Source organism: Aphanizomenon flos-aquae FACHB-1287, from assembly GCF_014698755.1.
Taxonomy (GTDB): Bacteria; Cyanobacteriota; Cyanobacteriia; order Cyanobacteriales; family Nostocaceae; genus Dolichospermum; species Dolichospermum flosaquae.
Genome location: NZ_JACJTO010000002.1, coordinates 181,008 through 194,200, shown reverse-complemented (window position 1 = coordinate 194,200; position 13,193 = coordinate 181,008). Strand labels below are relative to the sequence as shown.

Annotated in this window: 10 protein-coding genes; 3 read left to right on the top strand and 7 right to left on the bottom strand. The window is 35.0% G+C overall.

Features of this window, described 5'->3' with window-relative positions; translation table 11 throughout:
- Positions 1 to 45: 45 nt before the first annotated feature.
- The 7 genes from H6G44_RS01975 to nagA all read right to left on the bottom strand — a co-directional run bounded on the left by H6G44_RS01975 (position 46) and on the right by nagA (position 9,572).
- Entirely contained in the window at positions 46 to 1,512 is a 1,467-nt protein-coding gene (locus H6G44_RS01975; RefSeq protein WP_190384860.1) for a DarT ssDNA thymidine ADP-ribosyltransferase family protein, read from the bottom strand.
- Between the two features lie 5 nt (positions 1,513 to 1,517).
- Entirely contained in the window at positions 1,518 to 5,345 is a 3,828-nt protein-coding gene (locus H6G44_RS01970) for an AAA domain-containing protein (protein WP_190384859.1), read from the bottom strand.
- Positions 5,346 to 5,488: 143 nt separating this feature from the next.
- On the bottom strand, positions 5,489 to 6,139 hold the full coding sequence (locus H6G44_RS01965; protein ID WP_242046774.1) for a hypothetical protein: 651 nt from the start codon (positions 6,137 to 6,139) through the stop codon (positions 5,489 to 5,491).
- 130 nt (positions 6,140 to 6,269) lie between these two features.
- A complete protein-coding gene (locus H6G44_RS01960) occupies positions 6,270 to 6,887 on the bottom strand; it encodes a tetratricopeptide repeat protein (protein ID WP_190384858.1) in 618 nt (205 codons plus the stop codon).
- A 17-nt stretch (positions 6,888 to 6,904) separates the two neighbouring features.
- Positions 6,905 to 7,504, bottom strand: coding sequence for a recombination mediator RecR (gene recR / locus H6G44_RS01955; RefSeq protein ID WP_190384879.1), 600 nt, complete (start codon positions 7,502 to 7,504; stop codon positions 6,905 to 6,907).
- Between the two features lie 76 nt (positions 7,505 to 7,580).
- Complete coding sequence (gene miaE / locus H6G44_RS01950; RefSeq protein WP_190384857.1) at positions 7,581 to 8,180, bottom strand: tRNA-(ms[2]io[6]A)-hydroxylase; 600 nt, start codon at positions 8,178 to 8,180, stop codon at positions 7,581 to 7,583.
- Between the two features lie 219 nt (positions 8,181 to 8,399).
- A complete protein-coding gene (gene nagA, locus H6G44_RS01945; RefSeq protein ID WP_190384856.1) occupies positions 8,400 to 9,572 on the bottom strand; it encodes an N-acetylglucosamine-6-phosphate deacetylase in 1,173 nt (390 codons plus the stop codon).
- 47 nt (positions 9,573 to 9,619) lie between these two features.
- Here nagA and purE point away from each other — a divergent pair, with 47 nt between their 5' ends.
- The 3 genes from purE to sppA all read left to right on the top strand — a co-directional run bounded on the left by purE (position 9,620) and on the right by sppA (position 13,170).
- Entirely contained in the window at positions 9,620 to 10,129 is a 510-nt protein-coding gene (gene purE, locus H6G44_RS01940) for a 5-(carboxyamino)imidazole ribonucleotide mutase (protein ID WP_190384855.1), read from the top strand.
- 106 nt (positions 10,130 to 10,235) lie between these two features.
- Positions 10,236 to 11,285, top strand: coding sequence for a type 2 isopentenyl-diphosphate Delta-isomerase (fni, locus tag H6G44_RS01935; RefSeq protein ID WP_190384854.1), 1,050 nt, complete (start codon positions 10,236 to 10,238; stop codon positions 11,283 to 11,285).
- 67 nt (positions 11,286 to 11,352) lie between these two features.
- A complete protein-coding gene (gene sppA, locus H6G44_RS01930) occupies positions 11,353 to 13,170 on the top strand; it encodes a signal peptide peptidase SppA (RefSeq protein ID WP_190384853.1) in 1,818 nt (605 codons plus the stop codon).
- Positions 13,171 to 13,193: the final 23 nt, after the last annotated feature.

Sequence of the window (13,193 nt, the reverse complement as noted above, 5' to 3'; positions counted from 1 at the left end):
TTTGTCTTATATCAGTCGAATATGCTGCTGCCATATATATCTCAATTATTTTCTTTTTTTTCCATCTTTAAAGTTTACCATCTTTGTACCGCTTTTGATCTCAAACTGCTGTAAGTCAGGACGAATTTCAATTTCACCTTCCCACCCCGTACCACGAACTTGTTCTACATCCCGACGGTTTTTAACGACGATTTTTATTACATCTTCCAAAGAAATACTTTCATATACTAATACTTCCGCTTGAATGTTAGTAGGTAAGTTTTCTGGTTTGTTAAATCTTGTTTGTATTCCTCTCCTAGCAAAAACCTGGGGTGCAAACAAATTTTGTAACTTATCTAATCCTCTTCCTAAATGAGCGCCTCCATCTGTAGCTGCATTAGTTGTGCAAAATTGGGTCTTGTTTTTCCACATATAATCAGTCCGAATATGAAGTAAAACCCAACATGAACTTTTAGAACTTATTAAATAGTGATAGAGAAAATTATAGTAAGTAACACTACAAAAAATATATTGTAGTTGTCTATCTATTCTTTCGTTGTCAATTTGGTTGTATGGGCAATTTAGTTCTCTTAATTTGGTCAAAGAAAGAATAGCCCTTTCTCGACAAATACCAGACAAATTTTCAATAGAGGTAAAATGAACTAAATATTCAATACCTCTTTCTTCTACAAAACTTTTAATTCCTTGAGCTTCAGTAGTATCAGAACGAATTAAAGCTGAAGGATATAAAGTTGTTGTTTGTCGTTGAGAAAAAAGGTCTTGCCAATCTAACTTTCCTTCTTCACTGAGTTGAGTTAAAGTATCAGATAAATATTTTAACTCTTGTTCCTCGATTAAGAATTGTATTTTATTAGTTTGAATAACAAAAATGCTTACTTTTTTGCTTCCTTCTATTCTATTATCAATAACTTGAAATCGAGTTACTTCTTGAGTATCTGTAATTTGTAAATCAGAATAATCAATTATATCTTTAATTTCTGATAGCACCAAAGATTCTACTTCTTTATACTTATCATTAATCTCTAATAAATTATCCTGATAATCGTTTAAAGAGAATAAACTTTGAGGTATATTAGCTACAACTTTCTTGTTGATTTTACTCCCTGCAAAAGGATCATTAATATAATAAGCATCTTTAGTACAAGTTGGTTGTAGGATAAGACAAGAGTTTATAAATAATTCTTGTGCAGAATAATTAACATGAATTTTGGAATCTGAATTAACAGCTAAAGATCCATAATTTTCAAGTTTTTTAGTAGTTTTACTAATTAACATGGGATCTATACAGAGCATATTAGCTATTTCCTCAACATCTGTTGAGGGATTATTCATATTAATAGCAGATTGAAGTACAAACTCTTCAAAAATATCAGGTTTGCGACGTTGACTGATGGTTAACTCTAGCTTGGTTTGCTGAACATTATAACGAAAATAATCAGCAGCTAAAACTTCACCAGAATATTGTTCTGCTATACTTTTTACTTCATCATTTAACTGAGGATTGATAGTCATTGTTTTTATCTCCTTAAATTTTCATCTAAAAAACCTTGATAACGTTCTACAACATTAGACACTTCTTTGTAGATAGGCAACCTTGTAAATAAATCGTGACATCCCAAAATTACCAGTAATTCTTTAGCACGAGAAAAAGCCACATTAACCCGTTCTGGTGTTTGAGCAAAGCCAAAATTATTATTATAATTGTTTCTCACCATACTAACAATAATTACTGGCTTTTCCATACCTTGAAATCTGTCAACTGTTCCCGTAATAATATTGAGGTTCGGAAAAGTATTTCGAGACAGCATTTCCCTAATTTTTCCTAATTGTGCGCCATAAAAAGTAATGATTCCTATTTCTTTTTTAGGTTTACCTGCGGCTACTTTCTCAGCCCAATCATCATCCATTTGTTGACATAGTTTTTTAATACATTCAATTTCTTTTTGATTATAACGAGAAGTTCCCTGTCGCTGCTCTATATACTCCTTTTTTAGAGGCATTTTTACCCAAATAATATGATTATTTTCTCTAATACTTTGAGTATTAAAATTATGTGCGCGTTCGCTATCAGGATCAGAAAGTCCACAAGTTAAGCCACCGTCACCCTCATCATAAAATTGGTTAATCGCTTCCATAATCTGAGGGTGCATTCGATATTGAGTTGTTAGTTTTTTAGTGATATTACTTCCCTGATTTTTAGCCGCTTCAAATTGAACATGAAACCATGATTCCTCTAAAAATGCAAGCTGTTCTATAGGAGTTTGTATTTCTTCAGCTAGTTCATCTAAACTTTCTTCATCAAGAATGGGTGGTAACTGACGATAATCTCCAATCATTACCACTTTCTTACCTTTAAGTGCTGGAATTAATAATTCTGGTGGTGTAGATTTACTTACCTCATCAATAATCACAACATCAAAGGAGCTAAATTTTTGCAACAGGGTAGGATTACCTGCTCTTACACAAGTAATACCAACAATGTTAACATTATCTATATAGCTTTTCTGAAAACTTGCTAGATCATCTGCTGATGGATATCGTAAACGTTGAATCCAATTTTGCATATTTGTTTGATATCGGTTTAGCCATGTTTCCGTTTCAGTTAATTTTTCTTGCCAATCATCAAAGTAGTGAGGAATTGTGTTAAGAAAATCCAGATTAAATAAGTCTGTAGAATTTATATTTAATTTGAAATCGTCTGGAATTTTATCCCAAATATTACACCACCAAGTTCTTTCAGTATTTAAAGTTATTTCTAAATCCTGGCTTTCTTGTTTCTTTATATCAATTTGTTGGCGTAAATTTTCTATATCTTCAGTTAGTTCGTTAGCAGTATCCTTTATTTGCAACAAGTGAGAATCCAAATATTTTTGAGTGGAAGGAATAACATAAAAATGTTTTAATGTACTTTCTAAATTGTCTTGATTATTTAGAGTTTCATTAATTTGTTGTTCTGTTCTTTCTTGCAAACGTCTTAATAATATTTTAACTGTTTTGGAAATATTCTCCACAATTTTAACAGTAATCTTTCGCAAAATTGGTTCTGGTAATGGAGGTTGACTTTGTTGTATAATTAATTCAGATTTAGATTGAATAGCCGTCAAGCGTAAAGCAGCGTTTAATCTTTCTTGACTATTTTCCAAAGAATTAATAATTCTAACATCTCTTGACATTAATCTATACAGTTCATCAATAGCAGATAGACAATCTTGATTACTAATCCTATTTGTCAGTTGTTCAACTAATTGATTAACATGATTTTTATTAATAGATATTTGTGATAGTATCCCTTGCTTTTGGGATATTAACCAATTTATTTTATTGGCAACTTCACAAACTCGATCCGATGTCCTTAATGAATCAATTAGTGTGCTGATTTCTCGTTTGTTATCACTAATACATTCAGTCCAATTTGATTGATGCTCATTTAGGATAGATAAGATGTGTGAAGGTAATATAATTAAATCTTCAGTTAAATATTGACGCTGTTGAAGACATTGTTTTAATATTTTATATATTTGAGAATTAGAATTAATATACCATTGCTGTAATTGTTCTTTAGCTAAATTAATATTATCTAAATCACTGCGAAATTTTTGAAGTTTATGTTCTTGATTAATTTGCAAAATAGCATTAGATTCAACCAAATCATTTAATCCTGATAATAGTTGTTCAACTTCTTGCTGTTTAGCTTCAATTTGTTCATAACTAGCTTGTTTGCTTTGATAAAGTAACTCCAAATTTTCCAGATATTGATTTAATTGTTCTTTTTTATCAGGATAGGTTGTTTCAATTTCAATGTAAGCATAAAATCGGTCTTGATGGTTTAATAATGGACTAAGACCTTCAAAAATTTTGATTTTTGGTAGTAGTTTACTTTCACAATCTCTAGCTGTATTTTCTCTCCATCTATGAACTACATTCTGTTCTGAAAAAGGTTGTTCTTCATTACCATTTGCAGAACTTCCTATCCGCAAAGGACGTAATAAAGGATGATGGGGTAATCTTTCTAAAGCATTATCTACAGCTAAGTTGGCTTGAGATACTATTAAAACTTTACCATCCCTCACCCTCAAGGCAATTTGATAGCATAATTCTGTAATAACTGTTGTTTTTCCTGTACCTGGAGGACCTTGGAGGAGAACTAAATCTTCTGCACCTAAAACTGCTTCTACTGCTGCTCTTTGTCCGTCATTTGCACTTTTTAATAATAAATTATCATAATTTAATACTATTTCTTGTTGTATTGCTCTTGCTTGAGTAGCATCGAAAAAAAACTTTCCTAAATTAATATTATGAGTTTGACCCCGTTCTAGTTCTACTAATGCTGTTCTTTTCCATTCTATTTGAGCAAGACTACCAACATTTTTATATAATAAATATGCCTTTGGTGGTAAAGTTAATTCGTCTTCTTCAATTGTTGTAACTTCCTCTTGAAGTCTTCTCAGTAGATCGGGTTGAATTTCTACACGAATATCTTTTTGCTCTAGTCTAATTCTTTCTATTATTCCTAATTTTATTCTACTATTGTTTCCATGCAATTGATTGGTATTTATTATCAGTTCGATATTTTGATATTTAGCTTGTTGAATGCGTTCCCATAATTCTTCAGATGTTAAACTATTACTAAGACGATTTGAATTAATACCAAAGGCAAAATTTTCATCTATTTTGAAAGTTATGCGATTATCATCACCAATATTAAGCAAGTTATGACTTGAAAATCTTACACAAAACTGTTTGCTTTCCGCCAGTCTTTTTTCAACATTCAAGAACTCTCCCCATCGTTTTCTTTGAGTTTCTGTTGGCACAAACTCTCTACGCAATCGCAATGGTTGACTAGTTATTATTTCAAATGCTTCTCTAGGAATACCAATTTCTTGATTTATATCTGGAACTAAGTGAATATTAAAAGGACGAGAAAAGGCATCTTCTTTTCCTAGTTCACTATCTAATAAAAGAATTTCATATATACCTAAACAACCGCTATTATTTCGATAAGCAGTTGATCGTAATTGTAACGTCTTGGGTGTATCTGATTGTAAGAATTGAGGAAATTGATTTAATCTTGATGTAAAATCAAAATGATTTTGATCAGTCGCTAGTGTTAAAGTCCAAATTTCTAGCCTATTATCATGTTGATCAATATTAAAACGACGGACATAAAAAAGGCAAGATTCTACTCCTAAAAGAGTAAAAATTAAATCTCTCGCACGTTCATGTATTTGCCAATTTTCACTATAATTACTTAACGCTTCTTGTCCTTCTAATGTACGAATTAGTCTTTCACTTACTGTTCCTGTTAGTAAATAACCCCAAGTTTGGGGTGTGTAGTTATTTGGCATATTTTTGTACCCTATCCGACTTGATAATTCGTCTCCTAGTCACAATGCTATGGTATCATGTAAGGCGGATATAACATATTCAAATTTAGGGATGAAACCAAGATACTTACAAAAACCTGCAAAATTTATGTATAAATCATTACTCAAAATAGACTCAACTGCTTTCCCAAACTACCATCACCTTGAGGCTCAACAACCGAAAGTAACTCATCTCGTTTTTTAGCTATCAACTCCAAATAATAACCACTGGAATAGGCTTCAGAATTAGTCAATCCCAGAATTCCTTGATAAAACGTCACAACATCCCCAGTATTACCCAGAACCAAAAGAGCCTTTTCACCTTTCTTAATTTTCCGAGTAACCTGTAACTGTTCCACAGGAAAATCACCAGAACGAATAACCTTGGTTAATTCCTGGTAATATTGTTCTGCCTTAGCCTTTGACAGAAGATATTGTGTTAGGTAGTTCAAAGGAAACTCCTTTTCTAGACGAGAACGGTCTCTTTTCCGCCATGAACCCTTAGTAGTAATTTTACCATCTTCATGCCAGATAATATAATTCTTAGCTCCTCTAGAGGGAACAAACATCGCTTGAGCAAGAATTTCCAACTCAATTTTGATACCCGTAGGTAAAGCATTTTGCAGCCTCTCAAATATCAGCAGAGGTTCAGAGTGGGAGAAGAACACACCATCAGTATCACTTTCAACCTGGATACCTCCCGCTTTTTCAATCACATCAATCATGAATCGCAGAATCCGTCTACCATAAGCTGCAACCAGTGCAGCAGCTTCCATATCGTATCGTTAAAACCAACACCAGAAGTCCCATAAAAGCCAAACAACGAGTTGATTAACACTTTGAGAGCAGATTCAGCTTGTTTAGCAGCTTTCTTTACTAGGAATCAGCCCTACTGTATTTCATATATTACTCCCATTTCCGTAACTGCTTATGCACTACGGCTAAATACCACATATAATCATCAATTTTATACTCATCAGCAGCCTTAACTATATATTCCTGCGCTAACTCTAAATTATTCTCAGCTTCATAATATAAACCCAAATAAAGATGGCTGTAAAATTTACCTTTTAATCCTGTTAATTTTCCTACATTTAAAACATCATCTATTGTACAATTACCTGCAAATAAATCATAGATAGATTTCATGATTTTTCGCGGATCATTTTTCACAGGTAATAAAGAATTACGAGCTTCTGTCACACCGGATAATCTAGCTATACAAAGATATCTCCAGACTGTTTCCTCTACATCTTGAGCATTAACAGTTAAATCAATTTCAAACTGTTTTGCACCTTCAGCAAATCGTTCTGCATAATAATAACTTAACCCCCGTTGCCAAAGATAAGGAGTAATTTGAATATCTAACTTTTCTGCATGATCAAAATCTTGAATTGATTCGGCAATTTTTCCTAATTTAAAATAAACCATACCTCGATGAACATAAGCATTAACATTATTGGGTTGAATGTTAATTGTATTTTGCCAGTGTTGTAGTTGATTTTCTAGGGAATTAAAAAACATTTTGATATTTGCTACTTTTAATCTAACTCTCTTCGTCCTTCTAATGCCCTTGCTAAAGTTAATTCATCAGCATATTCTAAATCACCACCAACGGGTAAACCAAAAGCAATACGAGTAACTTTAGTAAATGGTTTTAGTAATTGACCTATATATAATGTTGTCGTTTCCCCTTCGATACTGGGACTAATAGCTAAAATCACCTCTTGGGGTTTTTGTTCGCTGACCCGTCTCACTAAAGCTTGAATGGTTAACTGTTCAGGTCCTATACCATCCATTGGGGAAATTACGCCACCTAAAACATGATATTTACCTTTATATTCGCGGGTTTTTTCTAAGGCAATTACATCACGGGAATCTGCAACTACGCAAATAGTTGTATTATCTCGCTGAGGGTGACGACAAATTTCGCATACTGGGTCTGATGATAAATGAAAGCAAACTTGACATAAACCTACTTGTTTTTTTGCGTCAACCAGTGCTTGGGCTAAGGCTTCTACCTCTGCTTCTGGTCTTTTTAAGATGTGCAAAGCTAAACGTTGGGCACTTTTGGGACCAACTCCAGGGAGCCGTTGCAATTGTTCGATTAATTTGGCTAGGGGACGTGCGTAAACCGTAATTTTACCTCCGGGGTTTTTTCTATTTTACAGTTAAAATGAGTTATGTTTTGTCTACCGCGAATCTGTGAAAAACTGACTAACTATGTATTCTCGGTTCTGGGTGTAAGGTTGATAATAATTGACTTTCTACTTCTGCTAATTCATCTAGTCTATCCATGACGGTTTGTCTGTCAAAATAAGTATCAGCTAAAACCCAATATGTGCCAAAATGTCGGGCTTCTGATGCCATTAAACTGCGGTAAAATTGAGCTAATTCTGGTTCTGGACAGTTAGCAGCTAGAAGTCCTAAGCGTTCATGACTACGGGCTTCTATTAAACCGGTAACAAGTAAGGAATCTAAAAATCGCTGGGGTTCTTGTCCCCTTACCTGGGATTTTAACCCTGCACCGTAGGGGGGTGCGGATAGGGGTGCAAGTTTGATATTACGACGTTCTAGCCATTGATTGACGAGTTCAAAGTGTTCTAGTTCTTCACGAGCAATCGCTGTTAACTCCCTGACCATTTTAGCATGAGATGGATAGCGAAACATCATATTTAGGGCTACTCCTGCGGCTTTGCGTTCACAGTGGGAGTGATCTAGTAAGATAATATCAAGGTTGGCGATCGCTTGCTCTACCCAAATATCACTGGTGGGTTGTTTGAGGGCGTTGATTGTGGGTAAAGGTGAACTTAGCACAGCCAGAAAACTCCAAATTAGATAATATAATTAATTTTAATCTAAGATAAAAGAATCTTTTGAAAAAATGGCGAATCTAATTCGCATCTACATAGATAAAACCCGCCTTTGCGGGTTCAAAAATCTTGCTTTTTGTAGTCTACGAATGTGGACTTTGATAAAACTTTCTTTCTATTCATAGAAATATTATTAATCAAGTCCCCAATCTCTTAAAAATCCTCAAATTCCATAGAATATAGTTGAGACAGTTAACCGATTCCAAACCATTTCTTTAGCAACTTCATTCCATTTCCAGCGCAATAAATTCGCTGGTTGATTGATAGCAAAAGTTGATAAATTAATGGCTTGTCTGGGTGCATTTGTAGCGAGGTTAATGGCAGTTTCCTCCTCACAAATTCCCCATTTTATCAAATTTTGAACCCCAACTAATAAGGGTAAAGTTGTTCCTGTTAAAGTACCATCTTGTAATCTGGCTGTACCTTTGATAATTTCAATTTGTCGGGTATCCCATGGATAAATACCATCAGGTAATCCCAATGGTGCAAGAGCATCACTAACAATAAATAATCCAGCACTGGCACGCAAAAGAATTTTTAAGATCATTGGATCAACGTGCTGGCCATCAGCTATAAAACCACAAAACACCTCAGGATCATTCATGGCCGCGCCTAATAACCCTGGTTCACGGTGGTGTAGGGGTGGCATGGCATTAAAAGCATGAGTTATCATTGTAGCACCTTGAGCAAAGGCTTGTTGAGCTTCTATGGCTGTTGCTTGTGAATGTCCTAAACTCACAGTAATTCCTAGCGAACGTAAATAGGGGATAACTTCACCTGTAATATCTAATTCTGGTGCAATGGTGATGAGTTTGACTATAGGGGCATAATCACCTAATACTCGTTTAACTTGATTAATGGTGAGAGGTAGAAGATACTCGGCTGGATGTGCACCGCGTTTATAGTAATTTAAAAAAGGTCCCTCTAAATGCACTCCCAGAATTTTTGCCGAAGTTTGTGAACTGGAGGTATAATTAGCGATGATGGCCAGCGATCGCTGAATATTCTCGATAGAGGTTGTAACTAGAGTTGGTAAATAACCATCAACTCCTGTTTTCCATAGAAATGAGGAAATTTTTGCCAGCATATCAGCATTTTCTGATGTTAGTTCAGGAAAGGCTAAACCCAGTCCACCATTAATTTGTAAATCCACACCACCTAAAGAAATCCAGTCCCTAGCTACATCTACAATTTGTAAGTTGTGCGGTGTAACTTGTTCCCATGCTGTATTCATGGGCATAATTTTCTCAATTATGCCTTTGTGGTTAACCAAGATTCTTTGTAGATCTTGATAACCGGGTATTTTTGCATTGATAATATCTACATTTGCCAGCATGGGTATTAATTTTGTTAGTTTTCAGTTGTTCCCTATTCCCTAATTATATGAGTCTCGAAGTTGGTATTATCATGGGTAGCGATTCTGATTTACCTACCATGAAGGAGGCGATCGCCATTTGCGAAGAATTTGGTATTATGGTTGAAGTAGCCATTGTCTCTGCCCATCGTACCCCAGAACGGATGATTGAATATGCTAAAACTGCACATCAACGCGGGATTAAGGTAATTATCGCTGGTGCTGGAGGTGCGGCTCATCTCCCCGGTATGGTAGCATCTTTAACTCCTTTACCTGTTATTGGTGTTCCCGTCGCTACTCAGAATTTACAAGGAGTAGATTCTTTATATTCTATATTACAAATGCCAGCAGGAATACCTGTCGCTACTGTTGCGATTGGTAATTCTCAAAACGCTGGACTTTTGGCTATACAAATTCTCGCTACTCACCAACCAGAATTACTAGAAAAAGTTCAAACCTATCGCCAAGGTCTTTATAATATGGTCATGGACAAGCAAGCAAAATTAGATCAGCTTGGATATAAAAAGTATGGGCAATAATAATACATCTTTATTCCCTGAATAGGGCTTTGTTTATTTAGCCAAGATTTATATTTACCAAGTCCTAGTGCAAAATATAAATATTCACATAATTACATATTTAGCTGTGAACCTTGCCATTAACACCCCGGCCCAAACCCAAAATCGTAAAGCAGATCATATCCGTATCTGTTTAGAAAATAATGTCCAATCACCAGCAATTACCACAGGGTTAGAAAAATATCGCTTTACTCATACTTGTTTACCAGAACTTAATGGTCAAGATATTGATGTGAGTACGACCTTTCTAGGAAAATATCTCAATGCACCTTTGTTAATTTCCTCTATGACTGGAGGCACAGAACAAGCGGGAATAATTAACCGTCGTCTGGCTGAAGTTGCCCAAGAATACAAATTAGCCATGGGAGTAGGATCTGTTAGGGTAGCGGTTGAAAAACCTCAAGTTGCTGATACTTTTGTGGTTCGCAAGTATGCACCTGATATTCTCCTGTTTGCTAATTTAGGTGCAGTCCAGCTTAATTATAAATATGGCATTGATGAATGTTTGCGAATTATTGATCTAATCGCTGCAGATGCCCTGATTTTACATATTAACCCTTTACAAGAATTTATTCAACCTAGAGGTGATACTAATTTTAGTGGACTACTTGACAAAATATCTGATTTATGCAGTAAGTTACCAGTCCCTATCATTGTCAAAGAAGTAGGTAATGGGATTTCGGCAATTATAGCAGAAAAACTCATAGCTGCTGGAGTTCAAGCCATTGATGTGGCTGGTGCTGGGGGAACGTCTTGGGCTTTAGTGGAAAGCGAACGAGCAGAAACCTCATTACAGCGCCGTTTGGGGCAGACATTCGCAGATTGGGGTATACCTACAGCAGATTGTATTACCAGTATTCGCAATTATCATCCCCATATTCCTTTAATTGCCTCCGGAGGTTTACGTCATGGTTTAGATGTAGCGAAAGCTATTGCACTGGGGGCTGATATCGCTGGTTTAGCAATGCCTTACTTGAAGGCGGCAGCAGTATCAGAAGCGGCTGTGGTAGAATTAACAGAGGTATTAATTGCTGAAATCACTACTGTCTTATTTTGCACTGCTAACAGCAATTTGTACGAATTAAAGCAATCTAAGAGTTTACAGCGCGTAGAATAGAAGTAGAATATGTGTTAGTCATTGGTTTTATAATGACTAATTACCAATAACTAATAGCTAATAAAAAATGACTAATTTTCTTAAACAAACCTTGGCAAGTTTACTTGGTAGTTTACTGGGACTAACAATTTTTTCTGGAGTTAGTACACTGGGATTCTTATTGCTGTTGATTGCAATTGCTAGTTCCCAAAATTCCTCTCCAACAGTTAAAGATAAGTCGGTGTTAGTTTTTGACTTGTCTATGAAAATCACTGATAATGAACCTGAATCCAGTCAATTGGTAGAAAAAACTTTTACTGGCGTTCAGGAAAATAGTATCACACTTCGTAAAGTTGTGGAAACCTTAGATAAAGCGGAACATGATCCAAAAATTGTTGGTATTTATATAGATGGAAATAATACTAATAGTACCGTTGGTTATGCTTCTTTAAAAGAAATTCGCCAAGCATTAGAAAAATTTCGCAAAACTGGTAAGAAAATTATTGCTTATAGTTCAGATTGGAGTAAAAGAGAATATTATTTAAGTTCCGTAGCTAATCAAATCGTGGTTAATCCTATGGGGACAATGGAAATAAACGGTTTAAGTTCACAACCAATGTTTTTAGCAGGAGCATTTAAAAAATACGGTATTGGTGTGCAGATTGTGCGGGTGGGTAAATTTAAGGGAGCAGTAGAACCATTAATTCTTGATAAACTTAGCCCAGAGAACCGAGAACAAACCCAAAAATTATTAGATGATGTCTGGGGGGAATGGCAAAAATCTGTGGGTACAAGCCGAAATATTCTACCACAAAAATTACAAGCGATCGCTAATAGTCAAGGAATTTTAGAAGCTACGGTAGCTAAATCTAATGGTTTAGTAGATATGATTGCTTACGAAGATCAAGTATTTACCGACTTAAAAAAATTAACTGGTAAGAATGAAAAAGATAAAACATTCACAAAAATCAGTTTGGGTGATTATGCAGAAGTTCCTGGGAAATCTTCAAAATCAGACAATAAAATTGCTATTGTTTATGCAGAAGGAGAAATAGTCAATGGTAGCGGTGATCAAGGAACAATTGGTAGCGATGAATTTGCCAAAATGTTCTCAAAAATTAGGCAAAATGATCAAATTAAAGCCGTAGTTTTACGAATTAATAGCCCTGGTGGTAGTGCTACTGCAGCCGAAGTCATGCAAAGAGAAATTAAATTAACTCATCAAGTTAAACCAGTAATCGTTTCTATGGGTGATATGGCTGCTTCCGGTGGTTATTGGATTGCTAGTGACTCTCAGCGCATTTTTGCTCAATCTAATACAATTACAGGTTCTATTGGTGTCTTTGGTGTATTATTTAATGGTCAAAAGTTAGGCAATAATAATGGCATAACATGGGATACAGTAAAAACGTCCCAATATGCAGATCAAAAAACCATTTCTCGTCCCAAATCACCCCAAGAATTAGCAGTTTACCAACGCAGTGTTGACCGCATTTATAATCTATTTTTAGAGAAAGTTTCTCAAGGAAGAAAATTACCAACTGCAAAAGTAGCAGAAATTGCTCAAGGACGAGTTTGGTCAGGAATAGCAGCCAAACAAATCGGTTTAGTTGATGAAATTGGTGGTTTAAATGTAGCCATTGAATATGCAGCTAAACAAGCAAAATTAGGCACTAATTGGGAATTAGAAGAATATCCCCAAGTTGGTACTTTTATGGAAAGGTTATTGGGTAAAAAATTAGATGAAGTAAAAGCTAAATTAGGAATAGAAAAAGCTGAAATAAAAAACCACAATCTCTTAATAAAGGAGTTGGCAAAATTCCAGCAGGAAATCAATACTTTACAAACAATGAATGATCCTCAGGGGCTTTATACTCGCTTACCTATTAACTTTAAAATTGAATAAGTAAGTAGACAGAAAAACCGAAA